Genomic DNA, 23,018 nt, shown 5'->3' with positions numbered 1-23,018 from the left:
CATGAGCATCGAGCCCGCTACGCGTCGACGACGCGTAGCGGGCTCGCTTTGGTTTCACAGGAGAAAAGGATTGGCAACGGCGTTGATGGAATCCGCTCGCGAAGGCCTGCAACGCGAGGGCGAAGCGCTTTACGAAGCCGAGGGTCTGAGCGTGGAAGCGGGCGGTCGTACGCTGCTGGCGGACGTGAGTCTGCGGCTCGCGCGTGGTCGTGTCTGCGGCCTGATCGGCCACAATGGTTCGGGCAAGACCACGCTGCTGCGCGTGCTCGCGCGTCAACAAACGCCGACGCGCGGCACGCTGCGCTTCGCGGGCCGCGCGCTCGACGCCTGGGAGTCGCGCGAATTCGCCCGCAAGGTCGCCTATCTGCCGCAACAGCCGCCTGCCGCCGACGGCATGACGGTGCGCGAACTCGTCGCACTCGGCCGTTATCCGTGGCACGGCGCGCTCGGTCGTTTCACCGCGAAAGACGCACAAACCGTCGATGAGGCCATGGCGCTCACCGACGTGCAGCACTACGCGCAGCGTTACGTCGACCAGCTCTCGGGCGGCGAGCGTCAGCGCGTGTGGCTCGCCATGCTGGTTGCGCAGGACAGCGACTGCCTGCTGCTCGACGAACCGATCTCGGCGCTCGACATCGCGCATCAACTCGAAGTGCTCGGCCTCGTGCGGCGTCTGAGCGAGACCCGCGGACTCGGCGTGGTGGTGGTGCTGCACGATATCAACATGGCGGCGCGTTTCTGCGACGAGATGGTCGCGCTGCATAGCGGTCATCTGCTGGTGCGCGGCACGCCCGCTGAAATCTGCCGTCCCGAGGTCTTGCAATCCATTTACGGCGTGCCGATGGAAACCGTGCAGAACACGCGCGGCGGTGTGCCCGTGTGTTATCCGAGTTGAGGAGAGCGCACATGCAACGACGTCGTATGCTCGGCCTCACGGTGGCCGGGCTGGCTTGCGCGCTGACGGGCGCGTCCGCACGGGCGGCTGCCGGCGCGGCGAGCGCTGCTTCGGCGGCGCGGGTTTCCGCTTCTGGCTCCGCTTCTGGCGTGAATGCGCGACCGGCGGCCGTGCCGTCGCGCATCGTGGTGATGGACTTCGGTCTCACCGAAATGCTGCTGACTCTCGGCGTGACGCCGCTCGCCACGTCGGTGCCCGACTGGTATCGGCGCACCAACGTCGCGCCGCCGCTGCCGGCGGGCGTGGTCGACATCGGACTGCTGTATCAGCCGAATTTCGAACTGCTCGAACAGTTGCGGCCCGATCTGATGCTGGTGACGCCCGCGCATCAGCCGCTACTTGGACAACTGCACCGGATCGCACCGACCCTCACGATCGCTTTATCCGCAGCGGGTGTCGAGCCGTGGAAACAGATCGGCAATGAAACGCGGCGTCTCGCGCGAATTCTCGGACGCGAGCCGCAAGGCGACGCGGCGCTCGCGTCGGCCGATGCCGCGCTCGAGGCCGTGCGCGCACGTTTCGCGTCGAATGCGGCGAGCAGCGCGTCGATCGCACGACAACCGGTGTTCATGGTCGAGTTCGTCGACGACCGTCATCTGCTCGTCTACGGCAAGGGCAGTCTGTTCGGCGACGTGATGGAGCGCGTGGGTCTGCGCAACGCCTGGACTCACGAGACCAACGCGCGCGGCTACGCCGTGACGGATTTCACGCGCCTCGCCGATGTGGCCGACGCGCGCCTCGTCTATATCGAACCGCTGCCGGAAGCGGCCCGCGCCACGCTCGCCGACGGCGTGCTGTGGCGCAGTCTGCCGTTCGTGCGCGCGCAGCGCGTGGCCGGCATGCCCAAGGTGTCGCAGGGCGGCGCGCTTTTCAGCGGCGCGCGTTTCGCGCGCCAATTGGCCGATGTGCTATTGCCGGAGGCGCACGATGCATGATCTTTCCCTCGGCCGCACGCCGGGCGTGTGGCATGCGCGCCGTCCGTTGCTGGCCATGCTCGGCCTGTTGGTCTTCGCGGCGGCCTTGACGTTGCGCGGCCTTGCGTCCCACTTGCCGCCATCCGACTGGCTGCGGGCGATTTTCGCGCCCGACGTCGACAATATTCGCGCGATGGTGGTCCACTACAGCTGGCTGCCGCGCCTCGCGTTGTCGCTGCTCTGCGGCGCGGCGCTGGCGCTCGCCGGCGTGGTGTTGCAGCAGGTGTTGCGCAATCCGCTCGCCGAACCGATGACCGTGGGTGTGTCGGCAGGCTCGTATCTCGCGTTGTTGCTGGCCACGTTGTGGGCACCCGCGTGGCTGCTGGCCTGGCGCGAAGGCGTCGCACTGGCCGGCGGCTCGCTCGCGATGCTGTTCGTCTTCGCACTGGCTTCGCGGCGCGCGTTCGCGCCGACCACGCTGGTGCTGGGCGGCATGATCGTCAACCTGTATTGCGGCGCGATCAGCCTCGCGCTGTCGATCATCTACGAACGCTCGCTCACGGCGATGTTCATCTGGGGCGGCGGCGCGCTCGCGCAACAGGACTGGCACACCACGCTGTGGCTGCTGCCGCGCGTGGTGGTTTGCGCGGCGCTGTGCGCCGCGCTCGTGCGGCCGCTGACGCTGGCCGGTCTCGACGACGCCGGTGCGCGCAGTCTCGGCCTGTCGCTCACGCGCACACGTTTTCTCGCGCTCGCGGCGGCGGTCGCGTTGACGGCGTTCGTCGTCGCGGCGGTCGGCGTGATCGGTTTCATCGGACTCGCCGCGCCGGCTATTGCGCGAGCCTGTGGCGCGCGTCGTCTGCGTGACCAGTTGACGTGGGCGCCGGTGATTGGCGCGCTACTGCTCTGGGCCACCGATCAGGCGATCCAGCAGGTCGGCGGACTGGCCGGCGAATTGCTGCCCACCGGCGCGGCCACCGCGCTGTTCGGCGGTCCGTTGCTGCTGTGGCTGGTGCCGCGCCTGAAAGCGCGCGCGGCGCCGCCGCACGCGGAGCGCATGCACCACTTCGCCACGCCGCAGGCGCCGCGCACGACGCGTCGTCTGCTGATCGGCGCGGCGCTCGCGTTGGTGGTGGCTGTCGTAATCGCAGCGGGCTTTGGCCGCGGCGTGTCGGGCTGGCATTGGGCGACGTCGACGGAATGGGCCGGCTTGTGGCACTGGCGTGCGCCGCGGATCGAAAGCGCGTTGGCCGTCGGCGCGCTGCTCGCGTTGGCCGGCACGTTGCTGCAACGCCTGAGCGGCAATCCGATGGCGAGCCCCGAAGTGCTCGGTATCAGCGGCGGCAGCCTGCTCGGGATGATCGCGCTGGTATTGCTGGTGCGCGCGCCCGGTGCGCCGCTGATGTTCGTCGCATGCGGCATCGGCGCGCTCGCAACCTTGCTGGCGATGCTCGCGCTCGCCAAACGCAGCGGCTTCGCCACGGAGCAACTGCTGCTCGCGGGTATCGCTGTGGGTTCGCTGTCGCAGGCCGTGTTCGGGCTGGTGATCGCGGGCAGCGGGCCGTATGCGCCGATGCTGCGCAATCTGCTGATGGGCTCCACGTATCTGATCGATGCCAACATGGCGTCCGCGGCGGTGGCGCTCGCCGTCGTGCTGTTCGCGCTGGCGCTGTTGTGTACGCGCTGGCTCGATATCTTTCCGCTGGGTGCGTCCGTGTCGGCGTCGCTCGGGGTGGCGGTGCGGCGCGCGCGGTTTCTGATTCTGCTGCTCGCGGCGTTGTTGAGCGCGGCGGCGGCGATGATCGTCGGGCCGTTGTCGTTCATCGGACTGATGGCGCCGCATATGGCGAGGCGCATGGGATTTCGCCGTGCCGCCACGGAACTGGTGGCGTCGACCTTGCTCGGCGCGCTGCTGATGGTCGTGTCCGACTGGCTCAGCCGCAACGTGCTGTTTCCGCAGCAGATGCCGGCCGGTCTGCTCGCGATGATCGCCGGCGGTCTTTACCTGATGTGGTCGCTGGGCCGCTGAAGCCGCGCGGCGTGACACGAATTAAGGAGAAGTACGATGAATCAGGCGAAACAGAAGGACAAAGCAAAGGCGGCGTCGACGCTGCCCGCGAGCCACGCCATGCGCGAGGCGCTGCGGCTGATCGGCGGCTTCTGGCCGCTCACCCTGTTCGCTACGGTAATGGGTTGTATCGGCGGTTTTTCGACGGCCTGGCTGCTGGCCGCCGTCAACGATGGACTCCATGAGCCTGGCGGCGTGAGCGAGCGCACCGCGTGGGCCTTCGCGGGACTCTGCGCGCTGACCGTGGGCGGCAACCTGATCGCGGGTCTCGCGAACAGCGTGGTCGGACAGAAGGTCATCGCGGCGTTGCGCAAAGACATCTCGTCGCGCATCGTCTGCGCGCCGCTGGCCGCGATCGAACAGCATCGCGTGCACCGGCTGCTCGCGACGCTGAATGGCGACATCGATACGATCAGCGTGTTCACGTTCAGCTTTTCGAGCTATGCGATCGCGTTTGCGCTGACGCTGGGCTGCATCGTGTATCTGCTGTTGTTGTCGCCGGTGCTGTTCGGACTCGCGGCGTTCGCGATCGTTGCGGGTCTGTTGATGGCGCGTTGGGCGCGGAGCCGCTGGAACACCTATTACGATCAGGTGCGTGACGCGCAGGACGATCTGCAGAAGCAATATCGCTCGATCACCGAGGGCGCGAAAGAACTGCGCATGAATCGCGGCCGCCGTCGGCGTGTCTATGACGCGCAGCTCGGCGGCGCGATCGACATGATCTCGCAACTCAAGACGAAGGCGATGAGCCTCTACTGGCTGCACGAGAGCACGTCGTCGGTGCTGTTCTTCGTCGTGATCGGCTTGATGGTGGCGCTGCAGCATCGGCTTGGCGTGGCGTCGTCGGTGGTGAGCGGCTTCGTGATCGTGCTGCTGTATGTGAAGGGACCGGTGCAGCAGTTGTCGAGCGCGTTGCCCGCGCTGGGCCAGGCGCAGGTGTCGTTCCGGCGCATTGCCGAGCTGTCCGCCGAGTTCGCCAATCGCGAGCCGGATCTGCTGATCGACGCGCCGGCTGCGGCCTTGCCGGAATTCGAGCGGATCGAGCTGCGGGGAGCGTCGTATGCGTTTCCGGCGCCGACAGGCGCGCCGGGTTTTGCGCTGGGGCCGGTCGATCTCGACGTGCGGCGCGGCGAGATCATTTTTATCGTCGGCGAGAACGGCTGTGGCAAGACCACGCTCATCAAGCTGTTGCTCGGGCTGTACGCGCCGCAGGAAGGCGAACTGCTGCTGAACGGCGAGCCGGTGCGGCATGACAGGGTGGACAGCTACCGGCAGTTGTTTTCAGCGGTGTTCGCCGATTACTACCTGTTCGACGACTTCGTGACCAATGATCCGGGCGATGTGCAGCGCGCGCGTGAAGCGCTCGAGCGGCTCGAGATCGCGCATAAGGTTCGTGTCGAAGATGGCGCTTTCAGTACGACCGATCTGTCGACCGGGCAGCGCAAACGCCTCGCGCTGGTGCAGGCCATGCTCGAAGCGCGGCCGATCATCATGCTCGACGAGTGGGCCGCGGATCAGGACCCGACGTTCCGCCGGGTGTTTTACCGGGAGTTCCTGCCCGAACTCAAGCAGATGGGTAAGACGATTATTGCCATCTCGCACGACGACCGGTTCTTCGACGCGGCCGACAGAATCGTTCGCGTGCGGGACGGGAAAATCGTCGACGTGTCCGATGAGCGCAGCGGTCGGCCGGTGCAGGTGGCGTGAGGGAGATCGCCGGACGGGGCAATGTCATCACGTTGATGACATTGCCCCGGCGTCATGCCTTCACACAGCGGAACCCGGCATAGACATATTGGTAATGCGGTTGAAACCAGTTGCGGAAAGCCGGCCGCAACATGCACTGCGCGGTGCGTGCCGATCCGCCTTTGATCACGAAATGCTGGCCGTCGAAGAAATTCGCCGAGTAGCCCAGGTAGAACGGAAACGCTTCGAATCCCGGCAACGCGTCGAACAATGTCGACGTCCACTCCCAGCCGTTGCCGAACTGACCTTCCACGCCGAATGCGCTGACGTTGTCCGGATAGGCGTCGACGGGGCGCGGGTCCCAACTGCGGAAATCGAAATTGCCGGACGCGGCGTGCGGCGCGCCGTGCGCCGCGCGTTGCCACTGCGCTTCGGTGGGCAGCGTTTTGCCGGTCCAACGCGCGTAGGCGCTGGCTTCGGCGTGGCTGACGTAGGCGGGCCAATCGAGCGGCAGCGGCACGTCATCGAACATGGTGCGTAGCGTCCACGCGGGTTGCTTGCCGTTTGCGTCTCTCAGTTCAGTTGTATCGTGCGCGTCATGCTCGTGGCGTGGGTCGCGCTCGTCGCGTTGCGACCAGCAGGCGGGGTGCTCGATCCGCTCGGCTTCCTTCCACGCCCAATCCTTGTCGGACCACCATTGCCGTTCGCGATAACCGCCTGCGTCGATGAAGGCGAGAAATGCGCCGTTCGTCACCATGTGGCGATCGATCTCGAAGGCGGGGACGTCCACGTGCATCTCGCCGAATTCATTGTCCCAACCGAATTGACCAGCGTCGCGCGACATGCCGAGCACGGCCGTGCCGGCCGGCACGCGGACCATCGACGCTAACGCCCCCGTGCGCCCAGGCTGGGTTGCCACGGGCTCATTGAGCCCGCTGACTTTTTGTTCGAGCGGCAATTGATGAAGCATGTACGCGAGTGTTTCCGCGTGCATCAGCCGATGCTCGATTGCAACGTTCAATAGCTGTTCCGCTGCGGCCGCTTGCGTACTATCGCCGCCGCCTCCACGACCTGCATGGCCGGGAGGCGTCTTGTCCGCAAGCGCACCGACCTCACGGTCGATCTGCTCACGCGCGCGCAGCGCGTAATCGCGCACCGCGTCGCGCGACGGCCAGTCGCCCGGTTGATCGGTGGGAAAACCGCCGTCGACAGGATCGATACCGAACGCGAAAAGCTGGTCGAGCTGCGGGTCGAACGCCGGGAGATCGCACAGGCGTTGATCGAACAGATTACGATCGAAAGCTTCTAGATGGCCGATATAAAACACGATGCGATGACGCTCGCGGATCGGCCGTTCATACAGAAATTCGGGTTTGACGATAGCAAACAGATCGTCGGTGATTCGACGCGCGTCGATCAGGCGCTGGACGAGCGGGTGATGCGGGGCGGGGTCGCGGTTCATTTCGCCGGGTCTCCTTGCGGGGGGACAGACTCAAGACTGTACCCGAGTCGCAGGAGCCGTGCCAGGATGACTACGCGTCGACGGAAACCGGCGGAACCTGGGAGAGACGTAAGCGACGAACGGCTGCGCTGCGCGGCTGTACAGACCGCTCGATCAGAGATGCCGCAAACCGTCCAGATCGACGATCCGAATGTGCTTACCCTGTATATCGATCAGTCCGCGTTTTTGAAATCTTGACAGGGTGCGGCTCACGGTTTCGAGCGTCATGCCGAGATAGCTGCCCATGTCCTCGCGCGTCATCCGTAAGTTGAATTCCGCCGACGAATAACCGCGTTGCGCATTGCGATCCGACACGTCGAGCAGGAAGGCCGCGACCCGCTCATCCGCCGACAGCGAGCCGAGCACCATCATCTGCGCGGCCTCGCGAACAATCTGCTCGCCCAGCAGCTTATGCAGACGTTCCTGCATCGAGCCGATTTCGCGGCACAGCGATTTGAGCGCGGTGTACGGAACGATGCAGACGGTGCTGTCTTCGAGGGCGAGGGCGCTGCAGGCATGCACGTCTTCGCTGATGCCGTCGAGTCCGAGCGCCTCGCCGGCGAGACGCAGACCGGTGACCTGCTCGCGGCCGTCGCGGTGCGCCATGACGGTTTTCATCGAACCGGAACGCACGGCGTAGATGCTGTCGAAGCGATCGCCGCTGCGATACAGCGCTTCGCCGCGCTGCACGGAGCGCGCCGAACAGATGAGCGTTTCGAGCTTGGTCAACTCGTCGGGCGACAAGCCTTGCGGCATGCAGAGTTGACGCATCGCGCAACTCGAACAGCGGGCGGCGCTGCGCGTGCTCGGACGAAAGGTCGTCGCACGGCGGCCGCTGCGCACCGGCGTGGAGCTTGCGATGGAATCGTCGGCGTGAGCGACGGGCGCGGCAGTGGTAGGAGTCAGCATGTTCTGCAGCCAGTTGTCAGGGTAATGACTGATTGTCCCACCGGCCACGTTGCACATTTAGCGGCAAAATGACGCGCGCGAACAGTTAGGCATCTTGAGCGATATCAGGTCCGTGCGTATGACTGACGGATTGCCAGGCGACGGGTCCGGCTAACCGCGATTTGTCACGCGGCTTCGCTATCCTTGCCCGCGGCGGATGGAATCAGCAGCACCGGCAAGCTCGCCTGACGCACGCAGCGCTCGGCCACGCTGCCGAGAATCATCCGTTGGACACCGCGCCGGCCATGCGTGCCCATGACCAGCAGATCGGCGTTGAATGCGGCGGCGGCCTTCAGCACGGTCCCCGAAACGTCGTCGAGCGACGACGCTTCGCCCACCACGAGTTCGCCCTTCACACCTTGCTCTAGCATGGCCTTGGCGAATTCCGCGCCGAGTTCCTTGCCTTCTTCGACGAGACGGTTGCGCAATATGGACGGGTCGTAGCCGGGCGCCTCGAAATACAGCGGCGTGTTTTCGACGACATAGAAAGGCTGCAGCACGGCGCCGTTAGACTTGGCGAGCGCGAGCGCTGCTTCGAATGCACGGCGTGAGGTATTGCTGCCGTCAACCGCGACAAGGATGCGTGTGTACATATCGACTCCGCGTCTGAAAGAGGGTTTGGCGATTGTTTGCCGATGCGAGCTTAAATGATCGCTGAAAAAGATGCAGGCAGGCAGGATGTAAATCAAAGACTTGTCAAATTTCGCGATGACAATGCAAAGCGCACCCTGTCCTTCAGCCTTAGCGCCGACGGTTTACGCAGAGATATGAGACGCATAACCCAATCAAGATAGCACCGGGTTTGCCTTACAATTAAGACCTACTCAGACAAGCTGCTTCAGCCCGCTGATGAACGAGCGCAAAACCACAGGCCTCCCCGACAAGATCTACGGCGATATTCTGAATCGCATTGTCGAGGGCGAGTACAAGGAAGGTGAGCGCTTGCCCACGGAGCACGCGCTGGCGGAACGCTTTGCGACGTCGCGGCCGACGGTGCGGGAAGCCCTGGCCCGTCTGCGGGCGGACGGCATCATCATGACGCGGCATGGTTCGGGCACGACCGTCGCGCGTCGACCCGATCCGGATGTGCGACGTTTCGCGCCGCTCGAGACGCTGTCTGACATCCGCCGCTGCTATGAATTTCGGATGGTGACGGAAGCGGGCGCGGCCGAGCATGCCGCACTAAAAGCCGACGCCGACGATATCGCGGCGATCCAGCATGCATTGGATCAACTGGAACGAATCGGCGAAACCCAGGAAATTGGCGCGAATGACGACTTCATGTTCCACCTGGCGGTGGCGCGCGCGTCCAAGAATCCGTTTTTCATCACGGTTATGTCGTTTATCGAAGAACAGATCCTGTTCAGCATGAATCTGTCGCGCAATCTTTCGTTGGTGAAGACGGTGGAGCGGCAGCGCTTGGTGCAGGACGAGCATCTCGCCGTGTTCGACGCGATTCGCCGGCAGGACCCGATGGCGGCCGGCGCGGCGATGCGAGCGCATCTGGGTAATGCGCTGGAACGGATGTTCGGTTCGTGAACGGTCAGGTGGCGGCCGTCCCGCCGCCGCAGCGTTGGTGCCGCCGCGGCAGCGGTAATAGCGGTAATAGCGATGAAGCGGGTAAAGGTGCTTAAGGCGGACGCGGGTTAAGCCGCCGCCGCCATCGGCCCAAACAGCGCGAAGCGGGTCTTCTCGCTAATGGCCACGTCCAGCGCCACCGCCCGCTCCACGCCGATCTGCACCGGCGGCCCGATCCGGCTGATCTCCATGCCGGTCTTGCGCAGCATCCGCTCGATCGCCGTGGTGGTCACCGTGACATAGCTCGTGAAGCCCATCTGGATCGCGTACCGGATGACCTCCCGGATAGCGTGCATGGTCAGGTCGGCAAAACCGAACGACTGGTCTTCGCCGTTGGTTTCGATCGCGAACCGGCTCAATTCCCAGATGGTCCGCCCGGCGGGCGCCGCTTCGCCGTGCAGCAATTGCGGGAACGTGTCCCTCAGCATATTCGGACCCTCGGTCGGCATCAGGCGCCAGCAGCCTCGCACGCGGCCGTTTTCGTCCTGAATCAGCATGTAGAGCGGCCCGAGGGCGTCGTAGCCGTCGACCTCCATGCCCGCGATGGTCGGCGTTTCCCACCCTAGTCGCCCCTGAAATACCCGGGCTCGCAGGCGGTACATCTCGTTGATGTCCTCGTTGTCAAATTCCTGACGCATTCCAATCCGGATTACTGGTTGCATGACGTTCTCCTGAACGTGTTGGGGGTAGCCAATACGCAGGAAAACTTATGCATTATGAATCGCTCTGCCACCTACCTACCTAGGTAGGTGTGAATGCTTATCGGGTAACGCAGAATTCGAGACAGGCATCCGTACTTAACCGACAGGACAAGAAAATGGAACTTCTCGAAAATCATTGGCAACCGCAAACCGGCCTGCAAACCCGTGCAGCCGAGCCTTCCACGGCGGTCGATCGCGTGCTGATCATCGCTTACCGCAAAAAGAAGAAAGAGAGCCAGCGCCGTTTCTGGGCTCGTTTTGGCGTGACACAGTCGCGCGGCAGCCGGTTTGAATCGGGCGCGGAAATCCCGGCGCCGGTGTCGATTCTGCTGGGTCTGTATTTCACCAAGACCGTTTCCGACGCGGACCTGGGCCGTGCCGAACGCGTGCTGTTCAGCCGCGACGCCGCCGCGTTGCTCAACCCGGGTCAATAAGTCCGAGTTGTGGGGCAATCACGGCCGCCGCGCGCCGCGAATTCACCCCGAATTTCGTCCTGATGTTCTTCATGTGGAAGTTCACTACGGCTTCCGAGCAGTTCAGGATATGGGAGATCTCCCAGGTGGATTTGCCGCGCGCGGTCCATTTCAGGCATTCGCGTTCGCGCGGCGTCAGCTTGGGCAGTAAAGTCTGAGCGTGCGTATTCAAATGCTTCTGACTGGTATCGATTACCAGATCGCGCAATAACAGCAAATTCGGCAGTGCCACGTCAATATGACGCCAGAACGCCTCGTTCGGGTTGGTGTCGTTGACGAAGCACATCATGCCGGCTTCCTGATTCGGGCCATGAATCGGCAATGTCACGCCGGCGCGTAGCCCATGCGAGCGCGCTTCTTCAAACATGGCCTGCTGCGCGTCGGTCTCGAAGATATCCGGCGACCAGATCAGCGGCGTGGAGCGCGTCATGGAATGCGCAACCGTCGGGTCGATATGAACCATCCCCTGTTCGTCATAGGTACGGCGCCAGACCGGTGCGTACGTGCTGCGGATATACGCGTCTTCAAGCCGGATGGTCGGACGCGGCAGCATGGCGATCAAAAGCTTGTCGAAGCCCCACGTCTCGGCAAGGCCCGTGATTGCACCGAACCATTCCGCTTCGTCGGCGGCGTTCAGTAGCGGTGCCATCTGCTCGATAAAATGTAGCGACAATTTTGGCTCTCTCAGACTCGCAAGCAGCCCGCAGCGGTTAATTGCGGTAGGGCATGGCCTGCGGTTGTTGTTATCTTCACAATCTATCACCAAAAATTATTTTGCAAAGCCGGGTGAGATTCTCGAAGGAAACATCATTTCCGTGATTCTGCGAAGCGGCGAATGAACGGCTCTGTCTACCTGAATCTCTGATCCAATTGGCATTCATCGATCATTTGAGCGGGAGTTTCTCGCGTTAGCCGCCATTTTGATGCATGGCATTGGCAGCATAACTGCGAAACCCATTCTAATCGGCCATTTTTTGCCGAAATTTAAGGCAAAAGCACGCTAAATGCCAAATAACCCCATTTTTAAGGGCCTGCGTGTGCCGCGATGCCCCGGTGTTTTGCGCGCCAGTCGCTATTGTCATACAAAATAGGTGGATTGCTGCCCCTAATCTTCTGCGTCGTTTCCCTGGTGTTCGACACGGCGCCGCGAGTATCAGGTTGTTTGACAACATTGCGAGCCCGGTGCTACCTTGAATGCGCCAATTCGCGCGCACGCGCAATTTCCGCCATTGGGCCCGACTACGGAAAAATGCAGGGCCCGGCGCGGGCTCTCACATTCACCCGTGACGCCTTCGCATCAAGCGCTGAAATCGCCGCCACCTCGTCCCCACTACGCCCTTACTCACGCCCCATCCACGCACCACATGACCGACACCAGCCGACGCTATCCCGATCCCTCTATTCGCGTGTTCGATCCGCGCTTCAAGGCGCTGATGCTGGCGTCCGCTTCCGTCGAGTGTCTGTATCAGGGCGCGCGCTGGTCGGAGGGGCCGGTCTGGTTCGGCGACGGCCGCTATCTGCTGTGGAGCGACATTCCGAACGACCGCATTCTGCGCTGGGATGAAACGAGCGGCGCGGTCAGCACGTTTCGCCAGTCGTCGAACAACGCGAACGGCCATACGCGCGACCGCCAGGGGCGCCTCGTCAGTTGCGAGCATTTGACGCGACGGGTCACGCGCACCGAATACGACGGGTCGATTACCGTGCTCGCGGACCGTTATCGCGGCAAGCGCTTCAATTCGCCGAACGATGTGGTCGTGAAATCGGACGGCTCGATCTGGTTCAGCGATCCGACCTTCGGTATCGACAGTTTTTATGAAGGCGAGCGTCAGGCGTCGGAGTTGCCGGCTTGCGTGTATCGCATCGACGGGCAATCGGGCGAAGTGAGCGCGGTCGCCGACGACGTGCTGGGCCCCAACGGCCTCGCGTTCTCGCCGGACGAAACGGTGCTGTACATCGTCGAATCGCGTGGCGAGCCGCGCAAGATTCGCGCATTCGACGTCGCCGGCCATGGCGACTCGCTATCGAATAACCGCGTGCTGATCGACGCCGGTCCCGGCACGCCGGACGGCTTTCGCGTCGACGTTCACGGCAATCTGTGGTGCGGCTGGGGGATGGGCAGCGACGAACTCGACGGCGTGCGCATCTTCACGCCGCAAGGCGAAGCGATCGGCCACATTGCGTTGCCGGAGCGTTGCGCGAACGTGTGCTTCGGCGGACGGCATCGCAACCGGCTGTTCATGGCGGCGAGCCACGGCTTGTACTCGGTCTACGTGAATACGCAGGGCGTGCAGGGCGGTTGAAAATCTCACGCCGCCACCGCCGCGAAGCAACGCGGCGTTTGGCTAGCGGACGGCGTCGCGATGCGGCGTGACCGCATCGCCGCTGTCTCGGCCGATCAGGATCAGTAACCGACGCGATACACGCGGCCCGTCTCCGCGCCTTCCACGCTGCGCACATAAGCGAGCGCCGCGCGCTGTGCGGTCACCGGCTCGAAGCCGCGGAAGAAGGGCGCATAAGCGTCGAGCGCTTCGGTCAGCACTGTCGGGCTCACCACGTTGATACGGATGCCGCGCGGCAATTCGATCGCCGCGCCGCGCACGAAACCTTCGAGCGCGAGGTTGACGGTCGTCGCGCTCGCCCCGAGGCGAATCGGTTCGTCGGCGAGGATGCCGCTCGTCAGCGTGAACGAACCGCCGTCGTTCATGTAGTGCTGCGCGGCCAGCACCACGTTGACCTGGCCCATCAGCTTGTCCCGCAGACCAACCCAGAACTGTTCGACGCTCATGTCCGGCAGCGGCCCGAAATGCACCTTGCCGGTTGCGGTGACGACACCGTCCACTTTGCCGATCTCGCGGAAGAGCTGCGCGACGCTCGCCGGGTCGGTAATGTCGGCACGATACTGGCCGCGTGTTGCGCCGACTTCGATCACTTCATTGCGCACCTTCAGTTCCGCGCTGACTGCCTGGCCGAGCGTACCGGTGGCGCCGATCACGACGATCTTTTTCATTTGCTGTCCCGTTGAGTGTTGATGTGCGCCTGATTGTGCCGAGGTTCGGAAAAGCGAAAAAGGCGCGACGGCGCGTAGGTCCTGCAACCTGGAGTTTCTAATCGCTGCGGTGCAATAGGCCGAGAGCGGCCGGGAGCAAGGTAAACCCGAGGTAAATCCGAAACAAAACGCACACCGCTATTCAAACGGTGTGCGCTTCAAGACACGTGATTTAATCGGGCCGCGCGTGCGGATTCAAACAGACATAAAACATGCGCGAAATGCGAATGCTTATTTCACCCGATGTAATTCGATCACGCGCGCCGGCCGCAGATGATTGAGCGCGTAGTGAATGCGGCCGCGATCCTGGCGGCTGCCGACGGGGCGCGGATCATCGAACTGATGATCGGCGGAATAGCCCTCTTGCGGCGCGACCATGCCCCGATCGATCACGGTGTAACCGGGCTCGAGCGCCAGCAGCAGATGATTGCCGCCGACCCGGCTGTCGAATCCGGCCATGCCGTCGAGCGCCTCCGGCACGCTGTTGACGAGCGTCGCGTTGGAGGTCGTGATCTCGTCGGGGGCGATCGGGCTGTGGCCCGCGATACGCGCGGCTTCGAGGTTCTTGCCGTCGGTGTCGACCGTGCTGTCGTGCGTGCGGTCGTTGTGCAATTCGGTCGTGACCGGACCGCTCGTACTCGGTTGCGCGCTAGTGTCTGCTGGCTTGTTGATATCGCTGTTCATCATGCATTCTCCTTGGAAGAGGACATGGGTGAAGTGCAGCAAAACCCGTTCCGCCCGGCAAAAAAGTTGGCGCGCGTGACTTGCACGGCGCTTGCGCCGCCCTTACGTACGGCGCGCATTTCGCCTGGCGATTACGCGCAGAATTCTTTTCATTTTTTTTAATGGACGCGTATTTTCTACAGAGTATGATCTTACTCCGACGAGCGCAGCGCGGTTAAATCGACGAGATTCGTCCGGCCATTTCATCGTGGCCGGTAACACGCCGCTAACAGGCAACCGTGCGCTACTGAAAACATTTATGGGGCCGTCAGGGCGGGTGACACATGCACTTTGATGCTGCATTCACACATCGCGGCTATTTGCTAAATTGCGCGCCTGCGCGCGCGGGCGATGGCTCCTGGCAACCCTATGTGGTCATCTCGCGATCGAGCGACGGCGAACTGGTCGCCAACCGTTTTTTCCCCACCGACTTACGCTTTCCCGATGAAGGCGCCGCCATCGCGCATGCACGCGACTGGGCCGTGCGCTGGATCGACGCGAGCAGTGTGACCATCTGAATCCGCCGCGCTACGTCACGCCGCGCGCCTCGCGCCGCCACATGCGCGAGCCGTATTCAGCAGAGCATCCCGTAGAGAAGAGCCTGAGCCCGCCCTGCGCGAGCTGCGGCAAAACGCGGTAATCTCTCGGGACAATCACTCTGAACCGCGCCCGCGCGCGGCGCTGTCTTTTATGCCTAATGTGCCTGCCCATAGCTGGGGTCTCGAACAGATCGTCGCGGACCTGCGCGCGTCGCGCGAAGAATTGCATCGCACGCGGCATCCGCTCGGTATTCGCGAACTGCCGTCGCGCGACGCGGTGATCAACATCGTTGCTGGCTTGCGTGCGGCGTTGTTTCCCACGCACTACGGCGCGCCCGATCTGACAGATGAAACCGTCGACTACTACGTCGGCCACACGCTCGAAAGTACGCTGCGCCTGCTCGCGGAACAGATCCGCCGCGCGCTGCGTTTTCTGCCCGAGTTCGGCGCGACGCCGGACGCCGAACTGAAGGCGCGCGCGTTCAACGTGGCGCGCGAATTCGGCACGCAGTTGCCGGGCATTCGCGCGCTGCTGGTCAGCGACATTCAGGCGGCCTTTACCGGCGACCCGGCCGCGCAGCACATTACCGAAATTCTGCTTTGCTATCCCGGCGTGTGGGCCATGACGCACCATCGGCTCGCGCATGCGTTGCATCGGCTCGGCGTGCCGTTGCTGGCGCGCTTCATCAACGAGATCGCGCATTCGGCGACCGGGATCGACATTCACCCTGGCGCGACCATCGGGCCAAGTTTCTTTATCGACCACGGCACGGGCGTCGTGATCGGCGAGACCGCGATCATCGGCGAGCGCGTGCGGGTGTATCAGGCGGTCACGCTCGGCGCGAAGAGCTTCGCGGCCGATCTCGACGGCACCCTGATCAAGGGTAATGCGCGTCATCCGATCGTCGAGGACGACGTGGTGATCTACGCCGGCGCGACGATACTCGGGCGCGTCACGATCGGACGCGGCTCGGTGATCGGCGGCAATGTGTGGCTCACGCATAGCGTGCCGCCGGGGAGCAGCGTGTCGCAAGGCAAGATCCGCGAAGGCGAGCGCAGCGACGAGGGGCGCGGGTAATGTGCGCCTCTTGTAGCGAACGTCAGCGTCAGCTTCGGCGCCTGGCGTTGCCGCGCTGCTGAGGCCGCCAATCATGTCACGCGGCCGCGTCCACATGCCTCGTTGCGCGCTGGCCGGCGTCGAAGCGACGGTGGCCGAAACCGCGCACGCGTTTCCGCGTCATTCGCATGATCGCTTTGGCGTCGGCGTGATTGTCAGCGGCGGGCATCGGTCGGCGAGCGGGCGCGGCGTCGTCGAGGCGCGCGCGAATGACGCGATCATGGTCAATCCCGGCGAAGTCCACGACGGCAGTCCGCTCGACGAACGCGGCCGCGCGTGGCGCATGCTGTATTTCGAACCGTCGATGTTGATCGGCGTTGCCCATGAACTCAACGGCGTGGCGGCGCACGAGATCGAGCTGACCCAGCCGGTCGCGCGCGATCCTCTGCTGAAGCGTCGGTTCGACAGGCTGTTCGCGGTCTCGGTAGAGACGCACGCCGTGCTTGACGATCTGGTCCGGGAGGAAGCGTTGCTCGACCTGCTCGGACATCTGGTCCGCGCGCATGCCACGCAACCGGCGCGTGTGTCGTCGGCGAATGCGTTGGGGCCGATTGCGCGCGCGAAAGCACGTATCGACGACGATCCTTCCGCCTCGCTCACGCTCGCCGATCTCACCGCCGATACCGGCTTGAGCCGCTTTCAGTTACTGCGCGGCTTCGCGCATGAAATGGGATTGCCGCCGCACGCATACCGGATGCAACGGCGTGTGGGACTCGCAAGACAATGGATCGCGCGAGGCGCGACGCTCGCGGATGCGGCCGCCGCCGCGGGCTTCGCCGATCAGAGTCACATGACGCGCGCGTTCGTGCGCTTGCTGGGCGTGACACCCGCGAACTACGCCGCCGCCGTCCGCTGATTCGCGAGGCTTCGCGCAGCCGTTACCCGGCTCGCAAATAGTGCAGCATCGTGAGCCCATGCACGCCATGCAGCCAGACGTGCTGGCCGACGAACCACGCCGCGACCCAAGAAGCCGCCACCACGATCAGATCGCAGTGTCCGCTGTTCCACAGATTCAACGAATGCCGGCCTGCGATCCAAGGCACGCCGAGCGGATTCGGCCAGTCGGCGAGCAGGTGCATCAGACCGCCGCATGCGAAGCCGAACGCCGGCGCGGCATAGACCGAATGGCCGAGCCAGTGGTACGACGCGGCGAGCAGCGCGAGCCAACCCACGCCCCAATGCGTCAGCGTGCGATGCGTAATCCACAGACGACGCGCGCGCGACCACCACGCCACTTCGAGCCAGTCCGGCGCGGTACTGCCCGCCACGCCGGCGATAAAGCTCAGCAACACACCGAGATGAAATGAACCGCCGCCGCCGACACGCGCGACCACCGCCGCCGCGATGACGCCGGCCGCAAACCCGGTTGCATGATGTGCTTTGCTGGATGCCATCGAAACTCGTGCCGTCTGGAAGAACAAAGGGCGGCTATGTTCGCAGAAGCGCGGATAAAAAAATAGCCGATCCGCGAGTTAAAAAAATCGCGTATCGGCGTGGCCTTCAAACGGCAAACAGGCGACTCGAATCTCAGGTCGCGCAGCGTGCAATATCGAAGCGCATTTCCGGTTCAGGTGGATCGTCCGGCGCGTTCGCGGGATGCATCACCTTGATGACCGAGCCGGCGTTGTACGGCGTCAGCGTCACGAAATACGAGTTGTTCGAATCGGAGCCGACGGCGATCTCGGTCGCGCCGCCAACGTTCGACATGCGCATGCGCGACAGGTGGCTTTCGAGGCAATCGGCGATATAGGCGGGAGCACGTTGCGAAGACACGTACATCATCGGCTGGGAGGCGTCGCGGAGGGGACCGCTGGAGGAACCGCAGGCAGTGAGGCAAGCCGTCACAGCAATAACAGGCACAAGCAGGAAAAGTCTTTTCATGATCCGGTCGTCGGCGTCCCCGGTCAGGCACGGGAACTTGGGGCGCGGGCGAAGCGCGGCGCGATACAACGTGTGCGTCATGCTTCGCGACGAAGCCGCCGTTCAACCGCAACGACATTGCGGCAGGCAAGGCAGCCGGGCTCAGTATACCCACCGCATGGCGACGCCGTCACTATCTGCCTGCGTCATACGCCGATCCGTAAGGCCTATGAAAAAACCCGCGCGCGATCGTGTCGCGCGCGGGTTCGGCTGCAAAGCGGATGGATGCATCCGCTCCACAAAGTACCGCTGAAAAAACTTAGAAGCGGTGACGCAGACCGACGGCCGCGGCCACCTGGTTGCCGGTCGACGACGGCGCCAGCGTGTTGATCGACGCGACGTTCGCGCCGAAGTCGCCGAGTTCGCCCGACGCATGCTGATACACGCCTTCGACGTACACGTCGGTGCGCTTGCTCAGCGAGTAATCGCTTTGCAGCGAGACCGTGTGCCACTTCGGATCGCCCGAGCCGTTCGAGCCCGACATCTTGCCGTCGGTGAACGTGTACGACGCCGCGAGGCTCAACGCCGGCGTCAGCGCGTATTTGCCGTTCAGCTCGTAGTTGTCGAGATGCAGGTTGGTGCCCGAGACGCCCGGCAACGTCACGCCGCCGACGTCCACGCCGGTGATGCCGTCCAGTTGGGTGTGCGTGTACACGAAGCCGGCCGTTGCCGGGCCGTACGTGTAGTTGATGCCCGCGCCGAAGGTGCGCTGCAGGTTCGCCGCGACTGCGGCGGTGCCGTCGCCTTGCGACACGGCGCCGCCCAGGTTCGAGCTGCCCGACTGGTTCAGTTGCAGGTAAGCCGCCGCGACGCTCAACGGGCCGTTGTCGTACGAAGCGCCGGCGCTCCACGCGCGATTGTTCGAGAACTGGCCGGCCGAGTTGCTGAAGCCGTACAAGCCGCCGAATTTCAGGCCCGCATAATTCGCGCTCGTGTACTTCACGGCGTTCTTGATCGAGAACGAGTTGTCCAGATTGTCGTTGTCGAACGGGTGAGCCGCGAGGTTGTTGCCGTAACCCGCGCCGGCTTCCGACAGCGGGCCGAGATAGTCGACCACGGAGTCGTATTGACGGCCGAGCGTCACCGCACCGTACTGGTCGCTCTTCAAACCGACGAAGGCCTGACGATTGAACATCGTGCTGCTTTCCGTGTCCTGGCCGTTGTTCAGGTTGAAGCCGTTTTCCAACGTGAAGATGGCGTGCAGACCGCCGCCGAGATCTTCGCTGCCGCGCAGGCCGAAGTACGTGTTCGACACCGAACCGCTGCCTTGCTGCCAGTTGTTGTGGCCGCCCTGGTTGTTCGAGTAGACGAGGCCGGCGTCCAGCGTGCCGTACAGCGTGACGCTGCTTTGTGCGTGAGCGCTGATGGCGAACGCGCCCATGAGACCTGCTGCGATGAGGGTTTTTTTCATGTTTAGATAACTCCGGGACTGTGCATAGAGAATCGCATTCCAGTGCTGACCGCCGATTCCGCCGGCTGCCTGACGATCCGCAGCGAAGTGTATTCCTGCTATTCCGATCTTTAATCGCATATGACACAACAATGAATTTTCAAATTCGTAATGGCGGATTGAAATCGGGTAAGTGATGGTAAATAAAGAGGAATTGTTTTGCGCGGATAATTCGTGAATGACTTGTCAATGCCGCGGCGTTGCTCAATCGCGACGCCGCCCGCCAGGCGTTACGGGGAAGGGATTCGAAAGGGATTGGCGCTAGCCCATGGATTCATTGCGTTTTCTGCAACTCACTCTTCCTGTTGAGATGATCTATCCCGGAGAATTACGCCTCTACAATTGAGTCACCCTTTGACCAAGGGTGTCTTTTTCATCTTTTATACGCGGCCCACGGGCCGCGTTTTTTATAAAAATTTTATAATAGATTTATAAGTTCCCGCGAATAAGGAAACGGAATATTTCGAGTGACGCCGGGCTTATGCCGGCTTGTCCGATCGTCAGAGGGCCACATTGGGCGCGAGCCGGGCAGGTAGAATCGTGTGCTTCAGATGTGTTTCCGCCCCGCGAACGTGAGTAAACCTGTAATGACCGACACCCCCCTTCCATCGTCCGACAACGCTGCCGATATCACGACGGAAGGCTCGTCCGAACTGGACGAAACCGTGCACGAACCACGCTTGTGGCGCGACGACGGCTGGACCGCGCGCGTCATCAAGAACGAAGACGACGAAGGCTGGGCCGTCGCCATGATCAAAGACGGCGAAGCGGAGCCGGCGCTCGTCGGGCCGTGGACCATGGGCCGCAACAAGAAAGATCCGAAGCCGCTCGACACCTCGGCGTTCAATACGCTGGTGAAGACCGCGTCGGAAGTGCTGCGCCGCCACGAACAACAGCTGCGCGCGCAACTTCATAAAGAAGTGCGCGTGTCGAGCGCCGACGGCAACGACGAACTCGACATCACGCTCGACATCGTCCCCGACGAAATCGAGCCGTACGCGCTGCTGACCGCGCTCGACCAGTTCGGCGAACAGCTCGCGCAGGTTCAGGTCGCGCCGAACTTCAAACTCAGCAAGGCGAGCGCCGTTGCGTGGGTCGAAAACGAGTTTCGTCGGCCGGGCTAACCGCAGGGCGAGCGACGCAAGGCGCAGGGTAGGGCGGCTTAGCTAACAGAAGACTAAATTAAACATTACCAATAGCTGTCAATATACTTTCACATTCACTTCATAGAATCCTCGCGTCATAGCGGCGCGAGCGTGAGCCATGCGGTTTTGGGTCTGAGTGCGTGCCGACTGTGCATTCACCCACGCTACCCGAACCCTGGATCACAACAACATGGCAGAGCCGTTCGACCTTTCCCGCCGCAAGGCCCTGAAACTCCTGGCCGGCGCGCCGATGCTGCCGTTAGGCGGCCTCGCCACGGCGTCGATGCTGACCGCCTGCGGCGGCGGCAACGATCTGGCGGGCCCGGCGGCCACGCCCGTCGCGAATTTCACGTCGGCTTCGTTTGCCAGCATGCCGGCGCCGTCGCTGGCCAATCCGGCGCTGATGGCGACCACCACGGTCGGCTCGAGCCTGACCGTGTCGTATTCCGATGGCTCCAAACGGGCCTACAAGCTCGCCTATCAGCCGTTCTTCATGACCGGCGACATGGTGCCGGACGGCAAGGGCGGCACCGTGCTGGCGGGCGGCTACTTCGACATCAACAATCAGCCGATCTACGACAACACGGTGCCTGCGCAACGGCGCCAGTTTTTCTCGGATTCGCCGGACGGCACGTCGCTGCTGAAGATCGACGGCGCGCAGGTGGCCGGCGTCAAGGGCAACACGGTGTTCGCCGTGGTCCAGTTCGAATACACGACGCGCTCGCAGTCCGGCGCGGATATGTACGGCCGTTTGCCTTCGCCGATCGCCGTGCTCACGCTGGACCAGGATCCGGCCACCGGCAAGCTGACGCTCGTCAAGTATCACAACGTCGACACGTCGCCCGCGAATGGACTGTGGATCACGTGCGGCGCGAGCCTGTCGCCGTGGAATACGCATCTGTCCAGCGAGGAATACGAGCCGGACGCGTTCACGACCAGCACGAGCAGTCTCGCGCAATACAAGGCGTACAACGAGAATCTGTACGGCAACACGAACATCGCCTTCAACCCGTACCTTTATGGGCATCTGCCGGAAATCACGGTCAAGGCGGACGGCACGGGCAGCGTCAGGAAACACTATTGTCTCGGCCGTATTTCGCACGAGCTCGTGCAGGTCATGCCGGATAACCGCACGGTGCTGATGGGCGACGACGCGACCAACAGCGGCCTCTTCATGTTCGTGGCGGACGTCGAGAAAGATCTGTCGGCCGGCACGTTGTACGTCGCGAAAGTGGGCGCGGGCTTCTCGGTCGATCCGGCCGCGGCGGGCGCGGACCTGTCGTGGATCAAGCTGGGCCACGCAACGAGCGCGGAAGTCGAGGCCATGGCGAAATCGAACCGTCCGCAGGACGTGATCGACGTCAAATGGTCCGATCCGTCCGACGCCAGCTACAAGAAGATTTTCGCCGGCGGCGCCGCGCAATGGGTTCGGGTCGTGCCGGGCAAGGAAAAGGTCGCGGCTTTCCTCGAAACCCACCGTTACGCGTTCCTGGCGGGCGGCAGCATGGGCTTCACGAAGATGGAAGGCACGACGGTCAACATTAAAGACAAGATCGCGTACTCGGCGTTGCAGAACATTGTCGATTCAATGGTGAAGGGCAACACGGCGAAGGGCTGGAATGCGGAGAGCAACATTTCCGTCGATGCCGCCATCAACGCCGGCGGCGTGCTTCAGCACAAGCTCGCGGGCGGCCAGAAGGACAACGGCGGCGCGGCGATCAACAGCGAGTGGGTGCCGGTGCATACCAGCGCGCTACTGGTCGGCAAGGACATCGCCGCCGACGCGCTCGGCAACAAGGCCGATCCGGAGCGGGTCGCGAATCCGGACAATCTGAAGTTCTCTGAGAAGCTGCGCACGCTGTTTATCGGCGAGGACAGCGGCTACCACGTGAACAATTTCCTGTGGGCGTACAACGTCGACACGAAACAGCTCACGCGTTTGCTGTCGACGCCGGCCGGCGCCGAATCGACCGGCTTGCACGCGGTCGACGAGCTCAACGGCTGGACTTACATCATGAGCAACTTCCAGCATGCCGGCGACTGGGGCAGCCAGCATACGCAGTCGTTGCGGGACACGCTCGAACCGCTGGTGCGCGCGAACTATAAGGATCGGTTCGGCGCGTCGGTGGGGTATCTGACGGCGGATCCGGCAGCGGTGAAGCTTTAAGGGGAGTGGCTCGGCGTAGGGCCGACTGCCTGCCCTAGGCCATCCGGCCGAGGAGTCAGCGAGGGGGAATCTCGCGATAATTTG

General features: G+C 63.2%; 23 protein-coding genes. 13 read left to right on the top strand and 10 right to left on the bottom strand.

Translation table 11 applies throughout. The annotated features are described in order from the left end of the window. Positions 1 to 85 precede the first annotated feature (85 nt). The 4 genes from HWY05_RS06055 to HWY05_RS06040 are packed head-to-tail and all read left to right on the top strand — an operon-like array spanning position 86 to position 5,644. Entirely contained in the window at positions 86 to 895 is an 810-nt protein-coding gene (locus HWY05_RS06055) for an ATP-binding cassette domain-containing protein (protein ID WP_035563798.1), read from the top strand. Positions 896 to 906: 11 nt separating this feature from the next. Continuing rightward, positions 907 to 1,890 (top strand): ABC transporter substrate-binding protein, encoded by a 984-nt coding sequence (locus HWY05_RS06050; RefSeq protein WP_035559556.1) that lies wholly within the window; start codon positions 907 to 909, stop codon positions 1,888 to 1,890. Next, complete coding sequence (gene fhuB / locus HWY05_RS06045; RefSeq protein WP_035559554.1) at positions 1,883 to 3,898, top strand: Fe(3+)-hydroxamate ABC transporter permease FhuB; 2,016 nt, start codon at positions 1,883 to 1,885, stop codon at positions 3,896 to 3,898. The genes HWY05_RS06050 and fhuB overlap by 8 nt, the downstream gene beginning before the upstream one ends. 36 nt (positions 3,899 to 3,934) lie before the next feature. After that, entirely contained in the window at positions 3,935 to 5,644 is a 1,710-nt protein-coding gene (locus tag HWY05_RS06040; protein WP_244146502.1) for a cyclic peptide export ABC transporter, read from the top strand. Between the two features lie 52 nt (positions 5,645 to 5,696). On the opposite strand, the gene HWY05_RS06035 is transcribed toward HWY05_RS06040, so the two are convergent. The 3 genes from HWY05_RS06035 to HWY05_RS06025 form a co-directional block, all read right to left on the bottom strand. Next, the gene (locus HWY05_RS06035; RefSeq protein ID WP_035559551.1) at positions 5,697 to 7,085 is read right to left on the bottom strand and encodes an SUMF1/EgtB/PvdO family nonheme iron enzyme; all 1,389 of its coding nucleotides are present in this window, start codon (positions 7,083 to 7,085) and stop codon (positions 5,697 to 5,699) included. A gap of 153 nt (positions 7,086 to 7,238) precedes the next feature. After that, the gene (fnr, locus tag HWY05_RS06030) at positions 7,239 to 8,033 is read right to left on the bottom strand and encodes a fumarate/nitrate reduction transcriptional regulator Fnr (protein ID WP_156126758.1); all 795 of its coding nucleotides are present in this window, start codon (positions 8,031 to 8,033) and stop codon (positions 7,239 to 7,241) included. A gap of 164 nt (positions 8,034 to 8,197) precedes the next feature. Next, positions 8,198 to 8,665 carry a universal stress protein gene (locus tag HWY05_RS06025; RefSeq protein WP_035559549.1) on the bottom strand — a complete coding sequence of 156 codons (468 nt, stop codon included), beginning with the start codon at positions 8,663 to 8,665 and terminating at the stop codon, positions 8,198 to 8,200. Between the two features lie 256 nt (positions 8,666 to 8,921). Between HWY05_RS06025 and HWY05_RS06020 the strand changes: the two genes are divergently transcribed. Continuing rightward, complete coding sequence (locus HWY05_RS06020; protein ID WP_035559546.1) at positions 8,922 to 9,611, top strand: FadR/GntR family transcriptional regulator; 690 nt, start codon at positions 8,922 to 8,924, stop codon at positions 9,609 to 9,611. Between the two features lie 107 nt (positions 9,612 to 9,718). Here HWY05_RS06020 and HWY05_RS06015 read toward each other — a convergent pair whose 3' ends face one another. After that, positions 9,719 to 10,312, bottom strand: coding sequence for an acyl-homoserine-lactone synthase (locus tag HWY05_RS06015; protein ID WP_035559543.1), 594 nt, complete (start codon positions 10,310 to 10,312; stop codon positions 9,719 to 9,721). 155 nt (positions 10,313 to 10,467) lie between these two features. Here HWY05_RS06015 and HWY05_RS06010 point away from each other — a divergent pair, with 155 nt between their 5' ends. Next, positions 10,468 to 10,785 (top strand): hypothetical protein, encoded by a 318-nt coding sequence (locus tag HWY05_RS06010; protein ID WP_035559541.1) that lies wholly within the window; start codon positions 10,468 to 10,470, stop codon positions 10,783 to 10,785. On the opposite strand, the gene HWY05_RS06005 is transcribed toward HWY05_RS06010, so the two are convergent. Then, positions 10,769 to 11,473, bottom strand: a complete 705-nt coding sequence (locus HWY05_RS06005) for a LuxR family transcriptional regulator (protein ID WP_176057688.1) — start codon at positions 11,471 to 11,473, stop codon at positions 10,769 to 10,771. The two genes, HWY05_RS06010 and HWY05_RS06005, sit on opposite strands and share 17 nt — an antisense overlap. Positions 11,474 to 12,188: 715 nt before the next feature. On the opposite strand from HWY05_RS06005, the gene HWY05_RS06000 reads away from it, so the two are divergent. Continuing rightward, the gene (locus HWY05_RS06000; RefSeq protein ID WP_176057687.1) at positions 12,189 to 13,127 is read left to right on the top strand and encodes an SMP-30/gluconolactonase/LRE family protein; all 939 of its coding nucleotides are present in this window, start codon (positions 12,189 to 12,191) and stop codon (positions 13,125 to 13,127) included. A 101-nt stretch (positions 13,128 to 13,228) separates the two neighbouring features. On the opposite strand, the gene HWY05_RS05995 is transcribed toward HWY05_RS06000, so the two are convergent. Next, positions 13,229 to 13,834 carry a short chain dehydrogenase gene (locus HWY05_RS05995; protein WP_035559533.1) on the bottom strand — a complete coding sequence of 202 codons (606 nt, stop codon included), beginning with the start codon at positions 13,832 to 13,834 and terminating at the stop codon, positions 13,229 to 13,231. Between the two features lie 270 nt (positions 13,835 to 14,104). After that, positions 14,105 to 14,557 carry a DUF3005 domain-containing protein gene (locus tag HWY05_RS05990; RefSeq protein ID WP_176057811.1) on the bottom strand — a complete coding sequence of 151 codons (453 nt, stop codon included), beginning with the start codon at positions 14,555 to 14,557 and terminating at the stop codon, positions 14,105 to 14,107. A gap of 24 nt (positions 14,558 to 14,581) precedes the next feature. Here HWY05_RS05990 and HWY05_RS05985 point away from each other — a divergent pair, with 24 nt between their 5' ends. The 4 genes from HWY05_RS05985 to HWY05_RS05970 all read left to right on the top strand — a co-directional run bounded on the left by HWY05_RS05985 (position 14,582) and on the right by HWY05_RS05970 (position 17,108). Next, on the top strand, positions 14,582 to 14,719 hold the full coding sequence (locus HWY05_RS05985; RefSeq protein WP_176057686.1) for a hypothetical protein: 138 nt from the start codon (positions 14,582 to 14,584) through the stop codon (positions 14,717 to 14,719). A 161-nt stretch (positions 14,720 to 14,880) separates the two neighbouring features. Further along, entirely contained in the window at positions 14,881 to 15,114 is a 234-nt protein-coding gene (locus HWY05_RS05980) for a hypothetical protein (protein WP_035559531.1), read from the top strand. A gap of 172 nt (positions 15,115 to 15,286) precedes the next feature. After that, positions 15,287 to 16,213 (top strand): serine O-acetyltransferase EpsC, encoded by a 927-nt coding sequence (epsC, locus tag HWY05_RS05975; protein WP_035559528.1) that lies wholly within the window; start codon positions 15,287 to 15,289, stop codon positions 16,211 to 16,213. Positions 16,214 to 16,286: 73 nt separating this feature from the next. Next, entirely contained in the window at positions 16,287 to 17,108 is an 822-nt protein-coding gene (locus HWY05_RS05970; protein WP_176057685.1) for an AraC family transcriptional regulator, read from the top strand. A gap of 22 nt (positions 17,109 to 17,130) precedes the next feature. Here HWY05_RS05970 and HWY05_RS05965 read toward each other — a convergent pair whose 3' ends face one another. From HWY05_RS05965 to HWY05_RS05955, 3 genes are all read right to left on the bottom strand, one after another. Then, positions 17,131 to 17,646, bottom strand: coding sequence for a metal-dependent hydrolase (locus HWY05_RS05965; RefSeq protein ID WP_035559523.1), 516 nt, complete (start codon positions 17,644 to 17,646; stop codon positions 17,131 to 17,133). Between the two features lie 133 nt (positions 17,647 to 17,779). Continuing rightward, entirely contained in the window at positions 17,780 to 18,202 is a 423-nt protein-coding gene (locus HWY05_RS05960) for a hypothetical protein (RefSeq protein WP_231585083.1), read from the bottom strand. Positions 18,203 to 18,431: 229 nt separating this feature from the next. After that, positions 18,432 to 19,583, bottom strand: coding sequence for a porin (locus HWY05_RS05955; RefSeq protein ID WP_176057684.1), 1,152 nt, complete (start codon positions 19,581 to 19,583; stop codon positions 18,432 to 18,434). Between the two features lie 626 nt (positions 19,584 to 20,209). On the opposite strand from HWY05_RS05955, the gene HWY05_RS05950 reads away from it, so the two are divergent. Together HWY05_RS05950 and HWY05_RS05945 are read left to right on the top strand one after the other, a co-directional pair. Further along, entirely contained in the window at positions 20,210 to 20,746 is a 537-nt protein-coding gene (locus tag HWY05_RS05950; protein ID WP_035559518.1) for a hypothetical protein, read from the top strand. A 211-nt stretch (positions 20,747 to 20,957) separates the two neighbouring features. Continuing rightward, entirely contained in the window at positions 20,958 to 22,934 is a 1,977-nt protein-coding gene (locus HWY05_RS05945) for an alkaline phosphatase PhoX (RefSeq protein ID WP_176057683.1), read from the top strand. Positions 22,935 to 23,018: the final 84 nt, after the last annotated feature.

It is taken from the genome of Paraburkholderia sp. BCC1876, from assembly GCF_902833695.1.
In the GTDB taxonomy this organism is placed as follows: domain Bacteria; phylum Pseudomonadota; class Gammaproteobacteria; order Burkholderiales; family Burkholderiaceae; genus Paraburkholderia.
This window is presented reverse-complemented; position numbering and strand designations above follow the sequence as displayed.